The organism is Leucobacter sp. cx-42 (genome assembly GCF_014529985.1).
In the GTDB taxonomy this organism is placed as follows: Bacteria; Actinomycetota; Actinomycetes; order Actinomycetales; family Microbacteriaceae; genus Leucobacter.
On the sequence record NZ_JACVMU010000007.1, the window covers coordinates 295,730 to 317,832 of the forward strand.

21 protein-coding genes and 2 tRNA genes are annotated in these 22,103 nt (G+C 62.4%); 8 read left to right on the forward strand and 15 right to left on the reverse strand.

Annotated features, from left to right (window positions below; genetic code table 11):
- Position 1: 1 nt before the first annotated feature.
- The 7 genes from ICM05_RS08950 to rplS form a co-directional block, all read right to left on the reverse strand.
- Positions 2 to 3,073 carry an aminotransferase gene (locus ICM05_RS08950; protein WP_188024211.1) on the reverse strand — a complete coding sequence of 1,024 codons (3,072 nt, stop codon included), beginning with the start codon at positions 3,071 to 3,073 and terminating at the stop codon, positions 2 to 4.
- Positions 3,074 to 3,199: 126 nt separating this feature from the next.
- The gene (gene rdgB / locus ICM05_RS08955; RefSeq protein ID WP_188024212.1) at positions 3,200 to 3,796 is read right to left on the reverse strand and encodes an RdgB/HAM1 family non-canonical purine NTP pyrophosphatase; all 597 of its coding nucleotides are present in this window, start codon (positions 3,794 to 3,796) and stop codon (positions 3,200 to 3,202) included.
- 2 nt (positions 3,797 to 3,798) lie between these two features.
- Positions 3,799 to 4,536: a ribonuclease PH gene (rph, locus tag ICM05_RS08960; protein ID WP_188024213.1), complete on the reverse strand. Its 738-nt coding sequence runs from the start codon at positions 4,534 to 4,536 to the stop codon at positions 3,799 to 3,801.
- Entirely contained in the window at positions 4,536 to 5,363 is an 828-nt protein-coding gene (gene murI / locus ICM05_RS08965; RefSeq protein ID WP_188024214.1) for a glutamate racemase, read from the reverse strand. Before murI ends, rph begins: the two co-directional genes overlap by 1 nt.
- A 29-nt stretch (positions 5,364 to 5,392) precedes the next feature.
- On the reverse strand, positions 5,393 to 6,004 hold the full coding sequence (locus ICM05_RS08970) for a ribonuclease HII (RefSeq protein ID WP_188024272.1): 612 nt from the start codon (positions 6,002 to 6,004) through the stop codon (positions 5,393 to 5,395).
- Positions 6,005 to 6,056: 52 nt separating this feature from the next.
- A complete protein-coding gene (gene lepB / locus ICM05_RS08975; RefSeq protein ID WP_188024215.1) occupies positions 6,057 to 6,761 on the reverse strand; it encodes a signal peptidase I in 705 nt (234 codons plus the stop codon).
- 130 nt (positions 6,762 to 6,891) lie between these two features.
- Positions 6,892 to 7,239: a 50S ribosomal protein L19 gene (rplS, locus tag ICM05_RS08980; RefSeq protein WP_188024216.1), complete on the reverse strand. Its 348-nt coding sequence runs from the start codon at positions 7,237 to 7,239 to the stop codon at positions 6,892 to 6,894.
- A 308-nt stretch (positions 7,240 to 7,547) separates the two neighbouring features.
- Between rplS and ICM05_RS08985 the strand changes: the two genes are divergently transcribed.
- A complete protein-coding gene (locus ICM05_RS08985) occupies positions 7,548 to 8,957 on the forward strand; it encodes an MFS transporter (RefSeq protein ID WP_223160392.1) in 1,410 nt (469 codons plus the stop codon).
- Between the two features lie 261 nt (positions 8,958 to 9,218).
- On the opposite strand, the gene ICM05_RS08990 is transcribed toward ICM05_RS08985, so the two are convergent.
- The 3 genes from ICM05_RS08990 to ICM05_RS09000 all read right to left on the reverse strand — a co-directional run bounded on the left by ICM05_RS08990 (position 9,219) and on the right by ICM05_RS09000 (position 11,467).
- The gene (locus tag ICM05_RS08990; protein WP_188024217.1) at positions 9,219 to 10,223 is read right to left on the reverse strand and encodes an Fpg/Nei family DNA glycosylase; all 1,005 of its coding nucleotides are present in this window, start codon (positions 10,221 to 10,223) and stop codon (positions 9,219 to 9,221) included.
- 104 nt (positions 10,224 to 10,327) lie between these two features.
- Positions 10,328 to 10,819, reverse strand: a complete 492-nt coding sequence (locus ICM05_RS08995) for a ribose-5-phosphate isomerase (protein ID WP_188024218.1) — start codon at positions 10,817 to 10,819, stop codon at positions 10,328 to 10,330.
- 24 nt (positions 10,820 to 10,843) lie between these two features.
- Positions 10,844 to 11,467 carry a DsbA family protein gene (locus ICM05_RS09000; RefSeq protein WP_188024219.1) on the reverse strand — a complete coding sequence of 208 codons (624 nt, stop codon included), beginning with the start codon at positions 11,465 to 11,467 and terminating at the stop codon, positions 10,844 to 10,846.
- 145 nt (positions 11,468 to 11,612) lie between these two features.
- On the opposite strand from ICM05_RS09000, the gene pepN reads away from it, so the two are divergent.
- From pepN to ICM05_RS09015, 3 genes are read left to right on the forward strand one after another with little or no spacing between them, the layout of a single operon-like run.
- Positions 11,613 to 14,192, forward strand: coding sequence for an aminopeptidase N (gene pepN, locus ICM05_RS09005; protein ID WP_188024220.1), 2,580 nt, complete (start codon positions 11,613 to 11,615; stop codon positions 14,190 to 14,192).
- Positions 14,192 to 15,094 carry a mechanosensitive ion channel family protein gene (locus ICM05_RS09010; protein ID WP_188024221.1) on the forward strand — a complete coding sequence of 301 codons (903 nt, stop codon included), beginning with the start codon at positions 14,192 to 14,194 and terminating at the stop codon, positions 15,092 to 15,094. Before pepN ends, ICM05_RS09010 begins: the two co-directional genes overlap by 1 nt.
- Positions 15,091 to 15,531 (forward strand): globin, encoded by a 441-nt coding sequence (locus tag ICM05_RS09015; protein ID WP_188024222.1) that lies wholly within the window; start codon positions 15,091 to 15,093, stop codon positions 15,529 to 15,531. The genes ICM05_RS09010 and ICM05_RS09015 overlap by 4 nt, the downstream gene beginning before the upstream one ends.
- Here the strand turns inward: ICM05_RS09015 and ICM05_RS09020 are convergent.
- On the reverse strand, positions 15,519 to 16,970 hold the full coding sequence (locus ICM05_RS09020) for a PLP-dependent aminotransferase family protein (RefSeq protein ID WP_188024223.1): 1,452 nt from the start codon (positions 16,968 to 16,970) through the stop codon (positions 15,519 to 15,521). The genes ICM05_RS09015 and ICM05_RS09020 overlap by 13 nt on opposite strands.
- A gap of 129 nt (positions 16,971 to 17,099) precedes the next feature.
- Between ICM05_RS09020 and ICM05_RS09025 the strand changes: the two genes are divergently transcribed.
- Positions 17,100 to 17,564, forward strand: coding sequence for a GNAT family N-acetyltransferase (locus ICM05_RS09025; protein WP_188024224.1), 465 nt, complete (start codon positions 17,100 to 17,102; stop codon positions 17,562 to 17,564).
- A 44-nt stretch (positions 17,565 to 17,608) separates the two neighbouring features.
- On the opposite strand, the gene ICM05_RS09030 is transcribed toward ICM05_RS09025, so the two are convergent.
- Positions 17,609 to 17,681, reverse strand: a tRNA-Arg gene (locus ICM05_RS09030).
- A 108-nt stretch (positions 17,682 to 17,789) separates the two neighbouring features.
- Between ICM05_RS09030 and ICM05_RS09035 the strand changes: the two genes are divergently transcribed.
- Positions 17,790 to 18,986 carry an MFS transporter gene (locus ICM05_RS09035; RefSeq protein ID WP_188024225.1) on the forward strand — a complete coding sequence of 399 codons (1,197 nt, stop codon included), beginning with the start codon at positions 17,790 to 17,792 and terminating at the stop codon, positions 18,984 to 18,986.
- Positions 18,987 to 19,040: 54 nt separating this feature from the next.
- On the opposite strand, the gene def is transcribed toward ICM05_RS09035, so the two are convergent.
- On the reverse strand, positions 19,041 to 19,604 hold the full coding sequence (def, locus tag ICM05_RS09040; RefSeq protein WP_188024226.1) for a peptide deformylase: 564 nt from the start codon (positions 19,602 to 19,604) through the stop codon (positions 19,041 to 19,043).
- 102 nt (positions 19,605 to 19,706) lie between these two features.
- On the opposite strand from def, the gene orn reads away from it, so the two are divergent.
- Complete coding sequence (orn, locus tag ICM05_RS09045) at positions 19,707 to 20,363, forward strand: oligoribonuclease (protein WP_353055866.1); 657 nt, start codon at positions 19,707 to 19,709, stop codon at positions 20,361 to 20,363.
- A 2-nt stretch (positions 20,364 to 20,365) separates the two neighbouring features.
- Here the strand turns inward: orn and ICM05_RS09050 are convergent, their stop codons facing one another.
- The gene (locus tag ICM05_RS09050; protein ID WP_188024228.1) at positions 20,366 to 20,794 is read right to left on the reverse strand and encodes a DUF1801 domain-containing protein; all 429 of its coding nucleotides are present in this window, start codon (positions 20,792 to 20,794) and stop codon (positions 20,366 to 20,368) included.
- A gap of 132 nt (positions 20,795 to 20,926) precedes the next feature.
- Between ICM05_RS09050 and ICM05_RS09055 the strand changes: the two genes are divergently transcribed.
- Complete coding sequence (locus ICM05_RS09055) at positions 20,927 to 21,313, forward strand: GntR family transcriptional regulator (RefSeq protein WP_188024229.1); 387 nt, start codon at positions 20,927 to 20,929, stop codon at positions 21,311 to 21,313.
- 79 nt (positions 21,314 to 21,392) lie between these two features.
- Here the strand turns inward: ICM05_RS09055 and ICM05_RS09060 are convergent.
- Positions 21,393 to 21,468, reverse strand: a tRNA-Glu gene (locus ICM05_RS09060).
- Positions 21,469 to 22,103: the final 635 nt, after the last annotated feature.

Below are 22,103 nucleotides of genomic sequence, written 5' to 3' on the forward strand. Positions count from 1 at the left end.
GTTACCAGCCTTCGGTCAAGACGCGGTCAAGCTGCGCAACCATAAAGTCGGCGCTCTCCTCAGTGAGGCACAGCGGCGGCTTCACCTTGAGCACGTTCGAGCGCTCCGAGGTGGTGAGCACAATCACGCCGAGTTCCTTCAGACGCTCACAAATCGCTGCGGTCTCTTCCTTTGCTGGCTCGAGCGTCTCGCGATCGCGCACGAGTTCAACGCCGAGATACAGGCCTTCGCCGTGAATCGGGCCGATAATGTCGTGGCGCTCCGCGAGCTCACGGAATCCGGCCGCGAGGCGCGCGCCAACCACGCGCGCGTTCTCCTGCAGCTGCTCGTCACGCATCGCATCAAGCACGGCAATGCCGACGCGGCACGACAGCGGGTTGCCGCCTGCCGATGCGAAGAACTGGCCCTGGGTCGCGAGCGCGTCGGCGATCTTCTTGGTCGTGATGACGCCACCGATCGGGAACCCGTTACCCATGGGCTTCGCAATCGTAATGATGTCAGGTGTGACACCCGACTGTTCGAAGCCCCAGAAGCTCGATCCCATACGGCCGAAACCGACCTGTACCTCGTCAGCGATACACACGCCGCCTGCGGCACGCACGCGTGCGTACACGTCACGCAGGTAGCCGTCAGGCAGGAGGACGCCGCCGGCGTTCCCCAGCACCGACTCGCAGATAAACCCTGCGACGTCTCGCCCGGCCTCGGCGAGGGCGGTGAGATCGTTGCCGAGATCCGCCGCATACTGCGCGCCAATGGTCGCGTCAGTCACCGCGCCGCGGTAGGTGCCGCGGAACCGGTTCGGCACGTCAGCAACGTGCACCCAATCGGGGCGGTTATCGAGCGCGTACGGGTTGTCGTATGCGCTCGTCGTGACAGCGTCGCTCGCCATGGTCCAGCCGTGGTAAGCCTCACGCAGCGAGACGATGGTCTTGCGGCCGGTCGCTGCCTGCGCCAGCCGGAGCGCGAGATCGACCGCCTCCGAGCCACTGTTCACGAGCAGTACCGTGTCGAGGCCGGTGCCCTCGGGCAGCATCTCAAGTAGGCGCTCGCTGTACTCAGTCAACTCGCGGTACAGGAAGCGCGAGTTCGTGTTGAGGATGCGGATCTGTCGGCTCGCCGCCGCAGCAACTCCCGGGTGCCCGTGGCCAAGACCCGTGACGTTGTTCACCATGTCGACGTACGACCGGCCGGTCGTGTCGATGAGGTGCTGGCGCCAGCCGCGCTCGATCTGCATTGGACGCTCGTAGTAGCGCTCTTGCGCGCTCGCAAAGATGCGCTGACGGCGCTCAAGCTCCGCAGCTGCCTCGTCGCGCTGGGCGAACGATTCCAGGCCGAGAATGCCAGCGGGATCAACGGTGAAGCGATCCCACGCTGGCACGCGCTCCGGCGCGACAAACTGCGCGCGGCCGGTTTCTGGCACCTCAAGTGCGAGGATCGGCGGCACGCTCTCAACGAGTTCACCGAACTCGGACTGCGAGTTGCCAGCGGTCTCACCGACGGCATCGGCACGGCACAGGGTGACGGCAATGGGGCGCGGATCGGCAGCAGCACCCAGCGTTGCAACCACATCGCCGGCCTGCACCTGCGCATCGACAGCTGCCGTCGCCTGCACGCCATCAATCGAGAGGTACCACTCGGCGCCGGTCAGCTCAATGAGCAAGCCGCGGTCAGTCGCAACGACGACCTTGCCTTCGACGGGGGCAGCAACCGGAAGCTCTTCGCCAGCCGCTACAACAATTTCGGTCGCAAGCGGCCAGGTCTCAGCACCATCGGTTGCGTTGATCGCGGTGCGGGTCAGGCGAAACACGCCGTAGGGCAGCACAGCCGCAGCCGCTCCCCCTGCGAGCGCTTCGTGCACCAGTGCGACATCAGCATCTGCCGCGAGGAACTTCCCAGCTTCAAGCGCCTCGGATTCGACGCCAGCATCGATGGTTGCGACCTCACCCGCGAGGGTGGGGAGCAGGGCGCGCAGCGGATCCGCCACCGAAGCAGCGGGTGCTGCGAGCGTACGCAGCCCAGCTCCGCACGCAATCCCGTCACGACCGAGTGCAGCGAGCACCTGCTCGGTCATCTCAGCCAGCGTGAACCGGGTCGCGGCATCGAAGATTGCCTGTTCGCCGGCGATGCGCTCGCGGGCGTAGTCATTGTCGCCATCGATCTCAAGCTGGCGCCAGCCGCTCGCAACGAGGTGCGCAGCACGCAGCACGACGAGCGGCCACACCGCACGCGCCTCCGCGTCAGCAATCGGCGCGACGCGGTCAAATGCGCTGATGGTATCGAGCGCACGCAGCGGGCGTGCGGGCTCATGATGCAGCATCGATGACACCGTCACCGAGAGTTCTGCGATGCGCCAGCCGTATCCGAGATCACCGAGATCGAGCAGGGTGTGCGGGTGGTATCGACGATCGTCACCGGGCTGGGCCACGACGTTGTCGTCGGTGAGGTCACCATGGATCGCCTGCACCGGCAGCGACTCGATGAGCGGCTGCAGCGCAGAGTGCGCAGCGATGGCGGCTTCAAGGACATCCTCGCGCAGGTCTTCGTCGGTGATTGCCGAAGCGAGGCGCAGGGTTTCCTCGAAGGCGCCACGCATGTCCCACGGGTTCGGGCGACCAAGGCCGTGGTGCTCCAGGTCAGCGAGCGCGTTGACCGAAGCTGCCGCGAGGGCACCGAACTCTTCGAGCACGACAGGTGCAAGGTAGCCATGGTCGACAAGCGACTTCCCGTGCGCGAACTCGCTGCGGCGCACCGCGAAACCGTTCCACCGCTGCGTCAGTTCGCCGTTCAGACCGGGCAGGACGCTGGCGACACGCACGTTCGCAGCGCGGTAGGCATCGAGCGCAGCGTGCTGTGCATCGCGCGCCTCATCGCCGAACACCGGATTGTCGATGCGCAAGACACTCTTCGTCCCGTCAGCCTCGACGATCATAAAGTTGCGATCTTGGTTGCTCCCAAGTTCCGTCGCAGACACCTCGACCCCGTACAGATCCAACGCGATAGTAATCGCGTCAGCCACACTTACGTTGGGGCGAACAAGGCCGCCCGGCTCGGTGATGTCGGTCAGGTTGTGCATCTTTACAGTTCCTTAGTTACAGGCCTCGCTGCGCGAAGCGGGTACAGCTCAAATATTACCGCCCGGAACGCACGAATGCCGCCCCAGGGGCTTCCCTGTGACGGCATTACGGTGTGTTTGAGTGCGCTAGTCGGCGGTGATGCGCTTCGCAATCTCTGGCGCGAGCGCACTGAATGCACGGTTGCGGTGCGAGACGAGGTCTTTCTCCTCCGGACGCATCTCAGCTGCAGAGCGGCGCTCTCCCGCCGGGCGGAAGATCGGATCGTACCCGAACCCCTCAGCTCCAGCACGCTCGGTAAGGATCTCGCCCTGCCAATGGCCGAGCTCGCACACCTCTTCACCGTCAGGCATCACGAGCGCAGCAGCGCAGACGAAACTTGCCGCACGGTTTGGCTCAGCGACGTCAGAAAGCTGCCAGAGCAGCAGCTCGAGGTTCTTCGTGTCGTCACGTTCCGGGCCAGACCAACGGGCAGAGAAGATGCCGGGGCAGCCACCGAGCACGTCAACAGCAATGCCCGAATCATCTGCGACCGCGGGCAGTCCCGTGTGCTTCGCAGCTGCGCGGGCCTTGATGAGCGCATTGGCTTCGAAGCTCAGGCCGTCTTCTACGGGCTCAGGACCGTCATAGCTGACAATCTCAATGCCAGGCACGAGCGGCTCGAGGACGCGACGAAGCTCAGCAAGCTTCTTCTTATTGTGGCTTGCCAGTACAACCTTGGTCACGATTACTCCCCGGCCAGTGCTGCAGACTGTGCGTCAGCGAGCTCAGCGATGCTTGCGAGCGCGAGGTCAAGGAGGGTGTTGAGCTCGTCACGGCTGTAGGGAACACCCTCAGCGGTGCCCTGCACCTCGACGAGGCCACCCTTGCCGGTCGCAACAACGTTCATGTCGGTATCGGCCTTCGAGTCCTCGACGTATGCGAGGTCACTCATGGGAACGCCGCCAACAATGCCAACCGATACTGCAGCAACGCTGTCCTTCAGCGGCTTCGCGTTGCGGCCGATGTGACCGTTTGCGCGCGCCCACTCGATCGCATCCGCGAGGGCAACGTACGCACCGGTGATCGATGCGGTACGGGTGCCACCGTCAGCCTGCAGCACGTCGCAGTCAATCACGATGGTGTTCTCGCCGAGCTCAGCGGTATCGATGACCGCGCGAAGGCTGCGGCCAATGAGGCGCGAGATCTCGTGAGTGCGACCACCGATCTTGCCGCGCACCGATTCACGCTGCATACGATCGTTCGTCGAGCGGGGAAGCATCGAGTACTCAGCAGTCACCCAACCGGTGCCCTGGCCCTTCAGCCAGCGCGGTACACCAGGGGTGAACGATGCAGTGCAGAGCACCTTCGTGTCACCAAAGCTGATGAGCGCGCTGCCCTCAGCCTGCTTGCTCCAGCCGCGCTCAATCGTCACGGTGCGCATCTGCTCGGGCGTACGGCCATCAACGCGGGTCATGTCACTCATCAGTTCTCCTTCTGGGGATGTGGTTCGACGGGATCGATCTCGATGCCGAGCATTCGGCGAGCGAGATCGGCGAAATGCTCTCCGTCTTCACCGGTCGTTTCATAGCGGATCACGGGCTCACCCGCACCCTCCGGTCGCAAGAGCTGCTCATCAGTGAGCACCTCGTAGACACGATTGGCCGTCTCGATGTCGCTCGAGACGAGCGCAACATCGGGCCCCATTACCTGGCGAATAGCGCCACGCAGGAATGGGTAGTGCGTGCAGCCGAGCACGAGCGTGTCGATCTCTTTTGCTTTGAGGGGCGCAAGATACTCGGATGCGATCGCAAGCGTCTCGTCGCCCGAGGTCTTGCCCGCTTCAACGAGCTCGACAAAGCGCGGGCACGCGCGCGACGTCAGCTCGACGTTTGCGCCGACCCGAAACAGGTCTTCATACGCCCGCGAGCGAATCGTGCCCTTGGTACCGATCAAACCGATCCGGCCGTTTCGGGTGATCGAGAGCGCACTCCTGACGGTTGGGCCAATCACCTCAACCACGGGAACGTCATAGCGCTCGTACGCATCACGTAGCACCGCAGCCGATGCCGTATTACACGCGATCACGAGCATTTTCACGCCCTCAGCAACCAAACGATCCATAACCTCAAGCGCGAGCTTGCGCACTTCGGCAATCGGCCGCGGACCGTACGGCGTATGAGCCGTATCGCCGACATAAATCATGGATTCGTTCGGCAGCTGATCGCGAATTGCTCGCGCCACCGTCAATCCCCCGACGCCCGAATCGAAGACTCCGATGGGTGCGTGCTGGGGGTTACTGCCAAACTTCACGGGTCAAGTCTACCGTTTCGGCCTTTCGGCTACTTTTCCTTCAACCAGGTGATGCGGTGGAGTTCGGTTGCGCCGTGTTCTTCTAAGCCCGCATAGTGGGCGGCGGATCCGTACCCTTTATTGGTGTCCCAGCTATACCCGGGATGCTGTTCGTGCGCCTCACGCATCAGCGCGTCGCGCTCCACCTTCGCGCGCACGGAGGCTGCTGCAACGCTCGCGCAAGCGCGATCCGCGCCCACGCGAGTGCGCACATCGAGCGGGGACTTGAGCTGCGGCGTGAGCCAATCTTGCGACCCATCGACGAGAATCACCGCGCGAGTGACATCGATTCCCTGCTCGTGGAGCTGCAGCAACGCACGCCGCGCGGCGGCGCCGAGCATCGCGGTGATGCCGTGCTCGTCAATTTCAGCTGCGGTCGCGTAGCCAACTGCGCCGGCACCCCACTCGCTGACGAGCGGCGCAATCTTTTCGCGCCGCTTCTCCGTCAGCAACTTGGAGTCTCGGAGCCCCTCCGGGAACGTTTCCGTGCCGCGCACGACCACGTGCGCGCCGACCGCAACCGGGCCAGCGATCGCGCCGCGACCCACCTCATCGATGCCGATGACGAGTGCTGCGCCTTCGTCGAACCACTGCCACTCCATGTCGAGCGTTGGGTCCTTTTCGGGCGGCGCCTTGCAGGTCAGCGGCTCACACTCAGTTGTCACGTGCTTCTTCTACTCCAACGAAGGTGTTCTCAGGGTTCGACAGCCAGCTCAGGCGGTTGAGCGGCCAGTTCAGTAGGAAAGCGCGACCAACAACCTCTGTCTCAGGCACAAAGCCCTTCCCCGGGCCATCCTGGTTGTAGCGTGAGTCCTTACTTGCGTAACGGTTATCGCCCATCACCCAGAGCGATCCTTCGGGAACGACGACGTCAAAGTCAATCGCAGACGCGCGCTTCTCACCCTCAGGCAGCACGATGTACGGCTCGTCGAGCGGGACGCCGTTCACGGTCACGCGGCCGCCGCTGTCACAGCACGCGACGCGGTCGCCGCCAACGCCGATGACACGCTTGACCACATAGTCGTGGCTCGTGTCAGCTGCGAGGCCGACTGCCTGCAGCACTTTTTCTGCGCCAGTCGGCTTCGTCTCGTTTGCGCGCGGGTACAGCCACCCTCCCGGGTCGCTGAACACGACGATGTCGCCGCGCTTGATGTCTTGCACATTCGGAACCAGCTGGTTCACGAGAATGCGGTCGTCAATCTGGAAGGTGTTCTCCATCGACTGCGATGGAATGTAGAAGCTCCGAACCAGGAACGTCTTCAGCAGGAACGACACCAGGAATGCCACGACGATAATGACGAGCAGGTCCCGGATAAACGTAAGAAAACCGGATCGGCGCCCGCGGGCTGTTTCGCTCATATCGCTCCTGAAATTAGCGGATCCCCGCAGCGCGCGGGGATGTACTCAGCGTATTGCATGACTGCTTAGAAACGCCTCAGGCTCCCACCTACGAGTAGATGAGAGCCTGAGAAGATCATGAGGGCAACAATTACTTGTCGCGCTTCTCCTTGATCTTTGCCTTCTTGCCGGTGAGGCCCCGGAGGTAGTACAGCTTTGCGCGGCGAACGTCACCGCGGCTGACGACCTCGATCTTCTCGATCGCGGGCGAGTGAACGGGGAACTTACGCTCCACGCCTACCTGGAAGCTGATCTTACGAACAGTGAAGGTCTCGCGGACGCCATCACCGTGACGGGAGATAACAACACCCTGGAACACCTGAACACGCGAACGGTTGCCCTCGACAATGTTCACGTGAACCTTAACGGTGTCACCGGCGCGGAATGCGGGGATGTCGCTCTTGAGCGACGATGCATCGACGTGGTCGAGCTTCTGCATGATTGTCTCTCTCTGCGCCCGCCGCAAGCCGGAACGCTGAAATATAAATTGAAAAGTAATTGCGTGCATCACGAACCATGCGAAACCCTCGCGGCAGCGTCGCGCCGTGGCACAAGCTTCAATTATGCCATAACTGCGGCCACTCTTCGTCACACGCACCCGCGCGTGTCAGCAGTTGGGCGATATCGGCGTAGACTGTCAAGATGACCAACACCTATGGTCACGACAGTCAACGGCGCTGAGTCATCGAAGCAGCACCCCCAGTTGAGTGGCTCAGGCCTTATACCTGATCCTTCGAAAGCGACATTTTGTCTACTTCAGCTTCCTCAACTGTGAACTCGGGCGCCGCGCCCGCGAACTCTCGTTCACGCGTGATTCTCGCGAGCCTCATTGGCACAACGATTGAGTTCTACGACTTCTACGTCTACGCAACCGCTGCTGTACTCGTCTTCCCCGTGCTGTTCTTCCCCACGGGCAACGAGACCACCGCACTCATCGCCTCGTTCGCAACGTTCGGTGCCGCGATGCTCGCGCGCCCGGTTGGCGCAATCTTCTTCGGCCACCTCGGCGATCGACTTGGCCGCAAAACCACGCTCGTCGCGTCACTGCTCACGATGGGCATCGCGACGTTCCTGATCGGCTTGCTCCCCACCCACGAGCACATCGGCATTTGGGCAGCGGTTCTGCTGCTCATCCTGCGCCTCGCGCAGGGCTTCGCTATTGGTGGTGAGTGGTCGGGCGCCGCGCTCGTCGCCACTGAGAACGCACCCGAGGGCAAGCGCGCCTGGTACGGCACGTTCCCCCAGCTTGGCGCACCGCTCGGCTTCGTCATCGCGAACATGCTCTTCTTCGTGATCAACAATGCCCTCGCAGACCCGGCCGCTCCCGGCATTGCTTCTGAGGCATTCCTGAGCTGGGGCTGGCGCATCCCCTTCCTCTTCTCGGCTGTCATGGTCATCGTTGGCCTGTGGGTTCGCCTGAAGCTCGTTGAATCTGAGGCGTTCGAACGCACGAAGCAGACCGGCAAGGTCATTCGCATGCCGCTCGTCGAGGCGTTCAAGAACCACAGCAAGGCGCTCGTGCGCGCGACCTTCGCGATGCTCGCAACCTACGTGCTCTTCTACCTCATGACTTCGTTCACGCTGACCTTCGGCACCCGCCCGACGCTTGAGACCGCTCAGGCAAACGCTGAGGCAGCAGGCACCCCGTTCGACGCATCGACCTACGTTGCCGGCCACGGCTACTCCTACAACCAGTTCATTCTCATGCTGGTCTTCGGTGTCGTCTTCTTCGGCATCTTCACGCTGGTCTCCGGTCCGCTCGCAGACCGCTTCGGCCGCCGCCGCACCCTCATTTGGACGACCGTCGCGATTGTCCTCTTCGGCTTCACGTTCGCCCCGCTGCTCGGCGGCGAGACCGCAGCCGTGATGTTCTTCCTCGCGCTCGGCTTCACGCTCATGGGCCTCACCTTCGGCCCGATGGGCGCGTTCCTGCCAGAGATGTTCCCGACGAACGTTCGCTACACCGGTTCGGCGTTTGCGTACAACGTCTCGTCGATCCTTGGTGCAGCGCTTGCGCCGATTATCGCGGTCTGGCTGTGGGGCCTCGCAGACGGCAGTCCCGTCTATGTCGGCTGGTACCTCGCCATTGCTGCGGTGATCACGCTCGTCTCGCTGATCTTCACGCCCGAGACGAAGAACGTCGACATTAACGAGTAGACGCTTGGCGCCGCTCAGTGCGGAGTCTCGGCTCCCGTCGCGGAATCATTCTCCGTAGATATGCATTCGGCCGTCAATATGCTCCAGAGCGAAGAATCTGGCATATTGACGGCCGATTGCATGTCTACGGCAGCTCGCGCGCTCGCTTCGTCGCACCGCTAGGCGCAGAAAACGAGCGTTGGGTAAGACGTATTCCCTGAGAATCGTCGTACCCAACGCTCGTTTTGCTACCGGGACTCAATGCGTGGGGCTCCGGCAGAGCTAGTGCTGGCAGCCGGGGCACCAATACAGCTTGCGGTTCGCCATCTCTTCGAGCACGATGTTCGTCCCACAGCGCTTACACGGAGTGCCCTCGAGCTTGTAGACCCAGTGGCGCTCATCGCGCTCGACCAGGGCCTTCTCATAGGCCTCCCCCTGCAGACCATCGATCGTCATCATCTGGCCGACCGTGATGCCGGTCTCGAGGAGCGCGGCCCAGTCGTCCCACATGTCTTCAAGGACTGTGCGGTCGATGGTGTTCGCGGGCGTGTGCGGATCAATTTCGGCACGGAACAGCATCTCGGCACGGTACACATTGCCGATGCCAGCGACGACCGACTGATCCATCAGCACAATGCCGATTGCGGTCTTCTTCTTGCCAGCGCGCTCGACAAACCGGGCCTTCTCGAGCGGAGTGTTCGCGTTCGCAGGGTCGGGGCCGAGCTTCTGGATGACCGCATCAACTTCGGCGGGCGTGAGGACTTCGCAGGCGGTGGGGCCACGCAGATCCGCGCACACGAGATCATTGAGCAATCGCACCCGCACCTGGCCTACGGGCTCGGGCGGCCAGACCGACGATGCGGCAGATGCCTTGTCGCTCTCCGCCATGCGCACGCGACTGCGGCGGGGCGCGCCGATTGAGGTGACTGAGTCTTCAGCGTCAGCGTCGACCGGGCGTGCGCCGCTCGGTCGCGAGTGCTCCCCCGTTTGGCCAAGCTTCGAATGCCCCGGGGTTTGACCATGAATCTGAATGGAGTCGTCGACCCGCACCTCGCCCGCGAAGTCCCAGGCGCCGTAGATGCCGAGATGGACGCGCAGCCAGTATCCGCCCTCGAACTCAAGAAACATCTGCTTCCCAACGGCACGCGCGTCAATCATCGTGCGGCCACTAATGAGTTCAGCACCCTGCGCAAAACGGCCCTGCGGGCTCGTAATCTCTGGTGCGGTACCGACAAAGTTCACGCCGAACTGACGCGCAATTCGGTGTACGGAATGCCCCTCAGGCATGGATTTCACCTCACAAATACAAGAAGTGGGGCCCGGGAACGCGCAGCGCACGAACCCGGAACCCCACCTCGCGAGTTAGTTTCGCGAGCTCCGAGAGAAACTCTCTAGAGCGAATCGACCTGCTTGCCGGCGATAAGACCGGTGCGCTCGTACTCGCCGAGCTGACCAATGCGGCGCACGTGGCGCTCATCACCGGGGAACGGCGTCGCGATGAAGAGGTCGATGAAGCGGATCGCGTCTTCAACCGGGTGCTGACGCGCACCGATCGAGATCACGTTGGCGTTGTTGTGCTCACGCGCGAGTTCAGCAGTCGAATCGTTCCACACGAGTGCCGCGCGGATGCCATCAACCTTGTTCGCAGCGATCTGCTCGCCGTTGCCCGAACCGCCGAACACAACGCCGAGCGCCTGCACGCCGTCGCGCTCATCACGCGCAACACCAAGTGCCGCGTTGATGCAGAACGAGGGGTAGTCGTCAAGCGCGTCGTAGGCCTCAGGGCCGTGGTCAATTACTTCGTGGCCCTGGTCTGCCAGGTGCTGCTGAAGCTGCTGGCTGAATTCGAGGCCGGCATGGTCGGTAGCAACGTGAATACGCATAATCTCTAGTTTACCTGCTCCGAACTAGAACTGCGGACCTGCGGTACGACCGCGCTTGAGCTCATAGAAACCGGGCACGCTCGCCATCATGACCATGCCGTCCCAGAGCCGAAGCGCGTCGTCGCCGGTCGGCGCAGGGGTCATCACCGGGCCAAAGAATGCGTTGCCGTCGACCGAGATGATCGGCACGCCAACGTCGGGGCCGGCGGTTGCCATTGCGTAGTCGGTGTTCGCGCGGAGGGTGGCGTCGTCGGAGACGTCTGCGCGATCCGCCAACTCGGCGGGGAGGCCCACTGCGGCGAGCGCTTCGAGCGCAATCGCGTCGTCATCGGTGCGGGCTCCGGGGTGAATGCGGGTGCCGACCTCGGTGTAGAACTTGCCGACGGCTTCGTCGCCTGCGGTCTCGCCGATCGCAATTGCGATCTGGCCGAAACGCTTGCCGCGACGGTGGCCTTCAACGTACGGGGCAGCTTCTGGGCTGGAGTGCAGCGCTTCATTGCCCTCGTTCAGGATGGCGAGGCTGATGGGGCGCCACAGCACGGGGAAGTTACGTACGGCGGAGACTTCATGTACCCATCGGCTGGTCATCCAGCACCAGGGGCAGCTCGGGTCGAAGTAAAACTCTACGGTGGGGGTCTGCTCGGTCATGGCTTCACCCTATCTGCGGACGGCCTGTGCGCGCAGGTCTTTTCCGCACAGAATGGCTACGGTTCTGCAGGCCGTTCAGCGCGGTCATTGGATATGCGAATACAGTTGACTCAATTACATTGTTTTTCGTGGAGTGGAGATCACAGTGCCAGGAGAAAACCTCACTCGTATTGAGGCCCAGGAACGCGCCCGCGTAGTACAGAGCCAGAGCTACGAAATTGCTCTGCATCTTGCTTCGGGCGACGAAACGTTCCAGTCAGATACGACGGTTCGATTCACGGGTGAAGCTGGTGCTTCGACGTTCATCGACCTTATTGCAGCGTCAGTTGAGCTCGTTGAGCTGAACGGTGTCGCGCTTGACCCCGCAGAGGTGTTTGCGGACTCGCGCGTGCAGCTGCCCAGCATTGCTGCTGAAAACGTCTTGCGGATCAAGTCGACCCAGCGTTACATGAACACTGGCGAGGGCCTGCACCGCTTCGTTGATCCTGCAGACAACGAGGTCTACCTGTACTCGCAGTTCGAGGTGCCCGACTCGCGTCGCATGTACCCCGTGTTCGAGCAGCCTGACCTGAAGGCGAACTTCCAGTTCACCGTCACGGCTCCCGCACGCTGGAAGGTGACGAGCAACCAGCCGACGCCTGAGCCCGTTGCAGTTGCTGAGCCCTCGGGCGTTGGCGTGCTCGGTGGCGAGGCGCTCGCTACCTGGACGTTCGAGCCGACCCCGGTCATCTCGAGCTACATCACCGCGCTCATCGCCGGCCCGTACTACGAGGTACGCAGCGAGCTCACGAGCAAGGATGGGCGGATCATCCCCCTCGGCGTATTCTGCCGTCACTCACTTTCGGAGTACATGGACGCAGACTACGTCTTCGACAAGACTCGCGAGGGCTTCGAGTTCTTCGAGAACGAGTTCGATTTCCCGTACCCGTTCGATAAGTACGATCAGCTCTTCGTACCTGAGTACAACATGGGCGCAATGGAGAACGCTGGCGCTGTCACGTTCACCGAAACCTACGTGTTCCGCAGCCAGGTGACCGATGCGATTCGTGAGCGCCGCGTTGTGACCATTCTGCATGAGCTCGCACACATGTGGTTCGGCGATCTCGTCACCATGCGTTGGTGGAACGATCTGTGGCTGAACGAGTCGTTCGCCGAATACATGTCGACGCTGGGTGTCGCTGAGGCAACCGAGTGGTCTGACTGCTGGACGACCTTCGCAGCAAGCGAGAAGTCGTGGGCATACCGCCAGGATCAGCTGCCTTCGACGCACCCGATCAAGGCTGAAATTCGTGATCTGCAGGACGTGCTCGTCAACTTTGACGGCATCACCTACGCGAAGGGCGCTTCGGTACTCAAGCAGCTCGTTGCCTGGGTTGGCCGCAAGCCGTTCATGACCGGTGTGCACGACTACTTCGTGAAGCACCAGTTCTCGAACACCGAGCTTCCTGATCTCATGACCGAGCTTGAGGCACAGAGCGGCCGCGACCTCACTGACTGGACCAAGAAGTGGCTCGAGACCGCTGGCGTGAACACGCTCCGCCCGGTCTTTGAGGTTGACGCAGATGGCAAGTTCACGAGCTTCGTGATCGAGCAGACCGCGCACGCCGATTACCCCACGCTTCGCCCCCACCGTATCGCGGTTGGCCTCTACGAGGAGCAGGACGGAGCGATCGTTCGCACCAAGCGCGTCGAGCTCGACGTTGATGGTGAGCGCACCGAGGTCACCGAGCTCATCGGCGAGACCCAGCCCGCACTCGTGCTCCTCAACGATGATGACCTGACCTACGCGAAGATTCGCCTCGACGAGCGTTCGCTCGAGACGGTCTCGGCTCGCCTGGGCGACATCACCGATTCGCTCGCTCGCGCGCTGGCATGGGGCACCCTGTGGGACGCAACCCGTGACGCAGAGTTCCCTGCCTCACGTTTCGTTGACATCGTGCTCGCGCACATGGATCGTGAGACCAACTCGACGACCCTGCGCACCCTGCTGAACCAGCTCATCCTCTCGGCATCGAGCTACGTCGCTCCTGAACGTCGTGCAGAGACCCTCGAAAAGGTCGCTGACACCCTGTGGCAGCGTGCGATCGACGCAGAGCCCGGCACTGACGCACAGTTCCAGTTCGTGAAGTCGTTCGCGCAGCTCGCTGCAACCGACGATCAGCTCGATTCGGTGCTCGCACTCCTCGAGGGCAAGATCGAGCTCGAGAAGCTCGACATCGACACTGACCTCGGCTGGGAGCTTCTCATCGCGCTCGCAGCTGGTGATCGCGCAACTGCCGCAGAGATCGACAAGGCGCTCGCAAACGACCGCACCGCAACTGGCAACCAGTCGGCTGCACACGCGCGCGCAGCGCTCCCGACTGCTGAGGCAAAGTCCGCAGCATGGGATTCGGTCTTCGTCGAGTCGGACAAGCCGAACGCAATCGTTCGCGCAACGGGCCTCGGCTTCCTGCGCGCACACGATCGTGAGCTGTTGACTCCGTTCGTTGAGCAGTACTTCTCGTCGCTCACCGCACTCTGGGATTCGCGCAGCTACGCAATCGTTGAAGAACTCGTAGACGGTTTCTTCCCGTCGCCCCTCGCCGATGCGGCACTCGAGCAGGCCACCCAGGCCTGGCTTGACGCGAACGAGGACGCAGCGCCCGCGCTGCGCCGCCTCATCATCGAGAACCACTCGGGCATCGTGCGCGCACTTGCAGCACAGCAGGCTGACGCGGCTGCCTAATGATGTTCATCTCTGAGGTGGCGGCGCCGCTCACTGACTTCTATACGACCTTTAAGCGACCGATCAACATTCTGTTGATCATTGTCATCGCGCTCTTCGCGAACTGGCTCTTGCGGTTCACGTTGCGCCGCACGGTTCAACGAATCGTGCAGGGGGTCAAGAAAGCACAGGACGTCGACTCCACCTCAGAGCTCACCGCTGCACCGTACATCAACGCACGTGCGGTGCAGCGGACCCGCACCCTCGGCACGGTCGGGCGCCACGTCATCACGTGGTCGATCGTTGTCTTTGCCCTCATCGCGATTCTCGCGAACATGGGCGTCAACCTGGCGGCGCTGCTCACTTCAGCGGGCATCGTCGCAGCAGGCCTCACCTTTGGCGCACAGAACATCGTCAAGGACATCCTCAACGGTCTCTTCATGGCGTTCGAAGATCAGCTCGGTGTCGGCGACTCCGTCACCATTGGCGCGGTCACCGGTACCGTCGAAGACGTTGGCATTCGAGTCACCCAGGTGCGCGCATACGACGGCACACTCTGGTTTATCCGCAACGGCGAGATCCTCATGCTCGGGAACGCTTCCCAGGGCTGGGGCCGAGCAGTCATCGACATCACTGTTGAAGCGGATCAAGACCTCAAGCACGTCGGCGAAGTCGCTATCGACGCCGCAGAAGATTTGCTCGCGCAAGAGCAGTACCGCCGCAAGGTTACCGGCTTCCCCGAGATCCTCGGTCTTGAGAGCGTGTCCGGTAACCGTGCAACCCTGCGCCTCACGATGCGCACCAGGCCGGAGGCGCGCGACGAGATTCGCCGCGCACTGCGCGCCGCGATCCGCCGCAGTTTTAACGAACACGGCATCAAACTCGCAGACGAACTCCCCCCAGCCCTCGGAGGAAAAGCATGACCGAACAGACTCCCGCACAGCCACGGCTGACGCTGCGCAAGGATGAGAACGGTGCTGCGCTCACCGACACGGTGTGGTCGCAAATTGGCGGCGAGGCGACCTTCGAGCTCATCGCAAGCAAGTTCTACGAGGGCGTCAAGGCTGACCCGGTGCTCGCTCCCATGTATCCGCAGGACGACTGGGATGGCGCGACCCGTCGTCTGCGTATGTTCCTCGAACAGTACTGGGGTGGTCCGGCAATCTACTCGGCAGAGCGGGGCCACCCGCGTCTGCGCATGCGCCATGCCGCGTACCACATTGATTCAGACGCGCGCGATCGCTGGCTCACGCATATGACCGCGGCACTCGACGCTGCAGCGCTGCCGCCGATGCACGATGCCGCGATTCGCGATTACGTTGAGCGAGCCGCGTTCTCGCTCATCAATCAGCCCGGGTAACCCCGCTCCCGCAGCGCCTCGGTAATACGAGCAAGACCCTGCATGAGGCGCGGAACGGTTTCCTGCCCGTAGCCAATGATCAGCCCATTTGCCTCGTCACGATCGCACGCGAGCACCACGAAATCAGCGAGCGGCTCAATGTGCACGCCGCGCGCTCGAAGTTCAGCAGCAAGCTCCCGCGCATCAATCATTGCCGGCATCGGCAAGACCACATGCAGGCCCCCGTCAGCACCGTCAACTGACAATCCACTGGCGGCAAAGTGCGCCAGCAGGAGCGACCGGCGGTGCTGATACTCGCGCCGGTTTCGTGCCACGGCACGCTTCAGCCCGCCGCCTTCGATGAACCGAGCGAGAGCGAACTGCGTGTGTGCTGACACCGTGGCTCCCACGCTGTCTCGTGCGGCGAGAAGCGCGGTGCGCAATGCCGTGTCTCCGGCGGGAAGTACAATGAACCCGCACCGGAGGGACGGATGGAAGGTCTTGTTCAGGCTCGCAATATAGACCGTCCTCCCGTGCGCATCAAGCGACGCCATCGAAGGTAGCGCCGGGCCGGTATGCCGGAATTCGCTGTCGTAGTCGTCTTCGATCACGGTCACGCCTCGCACGTGCGCCCATTCCAGCAGCGCGATTCGCTCATCGGCGGGGAGCCTCCCTCCCATCGGATACTGATGACTCGGGGTGAGCATGACCGCTGCGAGAGACTGGCCGCGATCCGCGCCCTGCAACGCCGTGAGGTCGATGCCGTTCGCGCTGACTGGCACCGCTCGGCATTCAGCGCCCGCAAGCTCGAGCGCACGCCGCCCTTCCGGGTAGCCAGGTGTCTCGACCGCGATTCTGGGCGCGGATCCTTGCACAGCGCGCAACGTCAACCCGACAAGCAGGAGCGCTTCTGAGGTTCCCGATGTGATCACGACGTCATCGGCGCTGCACGGCACCCCACGGAAGAACCGCACGTGCGCGGCGAGCTGCTCACGCAGTTCGCCCGCCCCCGCTGCGGCCGGCGCCGGGTCTGCCCAAGCATCGTGCGCGGCCGCGGAAAGCGCTCGAAGCCAGTCACGCGGCGGCTCTGGGGCGACGTAGGGATACCCAGGCGCGAGGTCGATGAGCGGAGAACTCGGGAGCGGTTGCTGCGCTGCAAGGCTTGGCGGTGGCGTGGCCTCGTGCGTTCGGGATTGCAACCAGTCAGGGAGCTCCCGCGATACTCGCGTGCCAGACCCTGCGACGCCCTCGAGAAAGGCCTCGCCCAGCAGCTGATCGTAGGCACTCACGACGACCGTGCGTGAGACGCCGAGCGACTCAGCAAGTTTGCGGGTCGCTGGCACGCGCTCCCCCGGGTGCAGTTGTCCACTGACAATTGAGGCGCGGATCTGGTCTGCGAGCTGCCGAGACAGCGAAGTCGCCCCGTTTCGGTCGAGCCGCACGAACGGCATGGGATCCATCCAAACTCCTCAAAGTGGTATGCACGAAAATGCAAATTGTGGCATTTTGAAACATACCAGTTATGGGCAGGATGGGAAGTGATCATCAGAAGCCCGCGCCGCCTGGCGCGCCACAGTGAGGAACCCGTAATGGCCACCAAATCTGCAGTCACCGTTCGCCCCGTCACCGCTGCCGACGAGCCTCGTTGGCGCGAGCTGTATGCCGCGTACCGTGATTTCTACAAGCTCGAACCCTCGGACGCGGTGCTGGACCGCGTGTGGGGCTGGCTGCTCGACCCCGCACACCCCACCTCCGGGCTCGTTGCCTCGGTCGACGGCGTCATTCAGGGCATCGCACACCACCGATTCTTCTTCTCACCGTACGTCGGCACCAAGAATGTATTCCTTGACGATCTCTTCACCGATCCTGCGTCTCGCGGACAGGGCGTCGGCCGCGCACTGATCGGCGCACTCACTGACCTCGCTGGCACAGAGGGCTGCGACATCGTGCAGTGGGAAACAGCAGACAACAACCACACCGCGCAGGCACTGTACGACTCACTTGCCTCGCGCACGACCTGGGTCACGTACGAGGCGCAGGCAACCCGTCCGTAAAGAGGTGCGGGGCAGGGTGTTTGACACCCTGCCCCGCACGATCGCGCCCCCGGCAGGATTCGAACCTGCGACCAAGAGATTAGAAGGCTCTTGCTCTATCCCCTGAGCTACGGAGGCAACCACTCAAGCTTATACGAACCCAGCTCCGACATCGAAGCGCACACAGCGTCACACTGTCTTGACTCGGGGCAGCCGTGATCCGCGCCCCAGAGCTAAGCTAGGAGGATGCCGAAACCCGCGAAGCACAAGCTGCCGTTCGAAGTCTGGGCGCTGGTCGCGGGTGGGTTCACTGTCGCGCTTGGGTACGGCGTGGTGGCTCCGGTCATTCCGCAGTTTGCGCTCGAGTTCGGAGTGTCGACCTTTGCGGCCTCGGCGATCGTCAGCGCCTTTGCGCTCATGCGTCTCGTGGGCGCCCCGCTCGCCGGCTGGGTCGTCGTCAAGCTCGGTGAGCGACGCACGTACACGCTCGGCATCCTGATCGTTGCGGCATCAACGGGCGCGGCAGCGCTCGCACAGACGTACGCGCATTTCATGGTGCTGCGGGGCATTGGCGGCCTCGGATCCGCGATGTTCACCATCGCCGCGACCGCGCTCCTCGTGGAGGTCAGTCCCCCTGATGCCCGCGGCCGTGTCGCGAGCGTCAACGCGGCATCGTTCCTGCTCGGCGGACTCCTTGGCCCCGTCCTTGGCGGTGTCGTCGCTGGCTACGGCGTGCGCGCGCCCTTCGTGTTCTACTTCATCACGCTCGTCATTGCGGCGATCATTGTCACCATCGCACTCCGCAGCAAGCGCGCGACCGGGGGCACAGTCCAGGAGAAGAGCGCGGATCAGCCAATGCAGCTCCGTGAAGCCCTCGGCATCCGGCATTACCGCGCACTCCTGGTCTCTGTGTTTGCCTTCGGCTGGACGTCATTCGGTGTGCGAATCTCGATCATTCCACTCTTCGTGGCGATCGTATTTAACGGTGATGCTGCCCTCGCAGCGTGGGTCCTCGCGGGATACGCCGCGGGCAACGCGATCCTCATCCTGCCTTCAGGCCGCTGGAACGATACGATCGGCCGCAAACCGCTCCTGATCATCGGTCTCAGCGTTGTATCGGTGAGTTACCTCGTGTTCCCGCTCGCGCATGAGGTCTGGCAGGCCGCCGTAATCATGATTGTTGCGGGCTTGGGATCCGCCCTCGCCAACCCTGGCCAGCAGGCAGTGCTCGCAGATGTGCTCGGCAATCGTCGCGGCGGCACCGTCGTTTCCACCTACTCCATGTCGAGCGACCTTGGCGGCTTGCTCGGCCCGCTCGTCGCTGGTGCAATCGTCGACGCGGCCGGCTTTGGCTTGGCGTTCGCGGTAACCGCAGCGCTCACAGCAGTTGCGGCCGTCTACTGGGCAACTATGCCCGATTCACGCACCCTACGCACCCGATAAACGCGTAAGCCCCTCACGAGGAGGGGCTTACGAAGAAACAGTTGTGCGGATCGCTTACGCGTCGATATCGTCGACGCCTGGCATCCAGGTGAGACCAGGCTGGCCCCAACCGTTGCGGCGGCGAGCCTTCTGAGCGCCCTTATTTTCCGGGTGCTGGAGACGGTCAACGTAGAGCAGACCGTTCAGGTGGTCGAACTCGTGCTGGAGAATTCGAGCGAACCACCCCGAGGCTTCGATCTCGAAGGGGTTGCCATCGATGTCCTGTGCACGGAGCAGCGCGCGCTCCGAGCGGCGAAGCGCGAAACGCTCGCCGGGGAACGAAAGGCAGCCTTCCTCCTCGTCTTCGCTGGGGATACCGGGGACGGGTGGAGAGATCCACAGCTCAGGGTTGATCGCGACGCCCTTCGCGGGGGCCTCTTCCTGATCTTCGTACATCCACACGAAGATGCGCTTGTTCACGCCAACTTGCGGAGCCGCAAGGCCAACACCGGGCGCAGCCACGGTTGTGTCATACATGTCGTCGACGAGCTTGCGCAGATCTGCGTCAAACTCAGTCACCGGCTCAGCCGGGTGATGCAATACGGGCTCGCCGCAGATCGTAATGGGAAGAACAGCCATACCTCTAAGAATACCCGCGGAGATAGACTGGATATTCGTGACCTGCAACATATTGCAGGAATCCGCGCTACTTTTTTTCTCGCATGTCCACAGGAGGCACCCGTGTCGAACACACCCGCTGAGCAGATCGTCTGGATCGATTGCGAAATGACCGGGCTCGATGCGGACCTCGATGGTCTCTGCGAGATCGCCCTCATCATCACCGATTTCGATCTGAAGCCGCTTGACGCACAGGGCTTCGAGATCATCATCAACCCGGGCGAAGCAGCCATGGAACACATGAACGATTTCGTTCGCGGCATGCACGAAAAGTCGGGCCTCCTGCCGAAGATCGCGGCTGGCGCCACCGTTGCGGAAGCTGAAGAGCAGGTGCTCGCGTACGTGAACAGCCTGGTTACCAAGGGTCGCCGCCCGCTCGTCGCTGGCAACACCATCGGTATGGACCGTCGCTTCATCGCGAAGTACATGCCCACGCTCGAGGAGCGCCTGCACTACCGCAGCATCGACGTTTCCACGATCAAGGAACTCAGCCGCCGGTGGTACCCCAACGCATACTCACTTGCGCCAGAGAAGCGCGGCGGTCATCGCGCACTCGCTGACATCGCAGAGTCCATCCAGGAACTCGCGTACTTCCGTGACGCAGCAATGCTTCCGCTCCCCGGTCTCGAACGCCCTGCGGTGAAGGAAGTTGCCGCACAGACCACCGATGCATACCGTGGTCTCATCGATGATGCGATCGCTGGCGGCAAGGCAGAGTAAACCTAGGCGCGCGGATCGGGGTCGTCAGCGCGGCTGGCGCCGATCCGAATAAGCTCGCGCAGCACACCCTCGTCGATGTCTTCAAGCTTTCGCACGTAGACACAACCTCGCCCCTCGGTGTACTTTCCGAGCTGCGGGAGGAGCTGCTCCCCCGCAGGCAGATCTTTCAGTCCGTAGAGCGACAGCTGTGCCTTGCGCGGCGAGTACCCGACCTTTGGCCAGATACCCCGAGTCGCTGGGTTCGCCGGAGAGATGTACTGATAGCTGCCGTAGCCGATCATGGTCGGCCCCCACAGTACGGGTTCCTCGCCAGTTTCCTCGCGGAAAATGCGCGCCAGCTCGAGGCCATCTGCCCGCCGCTTCGCTGGTTCGACCGCGTCGAGGAACACATCGACGTTCGCATCAGTTGGCTGTGTCTTTGGAGTACTCATACTTCTACCCTAACTACCTCATGTAATGACTCAATAGATCACATAACTACGTTCGACACTCCGCAAAGCGGTAAAATAGAGGGATATCGAGCATTGTCGCCCGATACCGTTTTACCCGCGTTGGAGATTCACATGGATATCACCCTGTCACTCTCGGTTGACTCCCAATCGGCAGTTCCCCCTTATGAGCAGCTTCGACGCCAGATCGCCGAGCAAATCATGAATCATGAGCTTGCCGCAGGCGACCGACTTCCGCCCGTACGCAAACTCGCGGAGCAATTAGGCATGGCTGCCAACACCGTTGCTCGCGTCTATCGCGAGCTGGAGGCAAATGACTACGTCATCACTCGTGGTCGCGCTGGCACGTTCATCTCCGACATCGCACCTGCCGACCCGCAGGCTGCTGCCACCGCAGCCTCACTCAGTGCCGCGTATGTCGATGAACTCCGCGCACTGGGCTTCGGCCCGACTGTCATCACGCAGTTCGTTACAGAGGCGCTCCGCGGCGCTTCTGAGTAGGTACTGTGGAGCCGCGGACAGCGTGCCGAACAGGCAACAAAAAACCCTCACTCTGAACGAGTGAGGGTTTTTGCCTAGTTGGTGACCCCAGCGGGATTCGAACCCGCGTTGCCGCCGTGAGAGGGCGGAGTACTAGGCCGCTATACGATGGGGCCGTGCTGCGTTTCCAAGCAAGCTCTTCTGTGCAACAGATCAATTCTTGCACACTCCGCAGCACGCCCTGAACGGTCTACGCTGAAGCTCTTCACCGACAACACCTACGCCAGCATCAGGAACGCGCCAACCACTTCCACACGGGCCCCCGTTTTTGGCGTAATTTCAACGATCTGGATCACTCACACTCGCAATTCCCGCGCCTCAACACCCCAGGCGAGCAGCTCAAAAATTCACCACCCGAGCTCTGCACTACACCGCACGTACCGCGTGTCTTTCGACCAGAACCCCGACACGACCAAGCCACGGCACCCAGGAGCCATCCGCTCGCGCGCAACTGCCACAGTCAGCCCCGCCCAGATGGCAGCTCCGCCCCTACGCCACGAACGTCTCCCCCACCTCCTCAACGGACGCCGGACCCCCTTCTGGGGCTTACACGGGGCCTGGGGCATCGCACGCACATCCCACCGAGCTCTACACGGGCGGATCACCAGCATGCTGCGAAATTGGGGCTTATAGGCCAAAAAGAGTGGATGGAACCCTGATCTAACCGCGTCATCACGCCGCTAGAACCAGATCACTAATGTCCGGCACCATTAACCGTGCCAACGACGACATCGCCAACCCAATGCGTGGT

Coding starts and splice junctions, on each gene's coding strand:
- ICM05_RS09020 (WP_188024223.1), bottom strand. CDS start 16,970: ATGGATCCCATGCCGTTCGTGCGGCTCGACCGAAACGGGGCGACTTCG.
- ICM05_RS09035 (WP_188024225.1), top strand. CDS start 17,790: ATGCCGAAACCCGCGAAGCACAAGCTGCCGTTCGAAGTCTGGGCGCTG.
- lepB (WP_188024215.1), bottom strand. CDS start 6,761: ATGAGCGAAACAGCCCGCGGGCGCCGATCCGGTTTTCTTACGTTTATC.
- ICM05_RS09055 (WP_188024229.1), top strand. CDS start 20,927: ATGGATATCACCCTGTCACTCTCGGTTGACTCCCAATCGGCAGTTCCC.
- ICM05_RS08995 (WP_188024218.1), bottom strand. CDS start 10,819: ATGCGTATTCACGTTGCTACCGACCATGCCGGCCTCGAATTCAGCCAG.
- ICM05_RS09000 (WP_188024219.1), bottom strand. CDS start 11,467: ATGACCGAGCAGACCCCCACCGTAGAGTTTTACTTCGACCCGAGCTGC.
- ICM05_RS09050 (WP_188024228.1), bottom strand. CDS start 20,794: ATGAGTACTCCAAAGACACAGCCAACTGATGCGAACGTCGATGTGTTC.
- ICM05_RS09025 (WP_188024224.1), top strand. CDS start 17,100: ATGGCCACCAAATCTGCAGTCACCGTTCGCCCCGTCACCGCTGCCGAC.
- ICM05_RS09010 (WP_188024221.1), top strand. CDS start 14,192: ATGATGTTCATCTCTGAGGTGGCGGCGCCGCTCACTGACTTCTATACG.
- ICM05_RS08970 (WP_188024272.1), bottom strand. CDS start 6,004: ATGGAGTGGCAGTGGTTCGACGAAGGCGCAGCACTCGTCATCGGCATC.
- ICM05_RS09015 (WP_188024222.1), top strand. CDS start 15,091: ATGACCGAACAGACTCCCGCACAGCCACGGCTGACGCTGCGCAAGGAT.
- rph (WP_188024213.1), bottom strand. CDS start 4,536: ATGAGTGACATGACCCGCGTTGATGGCCGTACGCCCGAGCAGATGCGC.
- rplS (WP_188024216.1), bottom strand. CDS start 7,239: ATGCAGAAGCTCGACCACGTCGATGCATCGTCGCTCAAGAGCGACATC.
- def (WP_188024226.1), bottom strand. CDS start 19,604: ATGGCTGTTCTTCCCATTACGATCTGCGGCGAGCCCGTATTGCATCAC.
- ICM05_RS08990 (WP_188024217.1), bottom strand. CDS start 10,223: ATGCCTGAGGGGCATTCCGTACACCGAATTGCGCGTCAGTTCGGCGTG.
- ICM05_RS08950 (WP_188024211.1), bottom strand. CDS start 3,073: ATGCACAACCTGACCGACATCACCGAGCCGGGCGGCCTTGTTCGCCCC.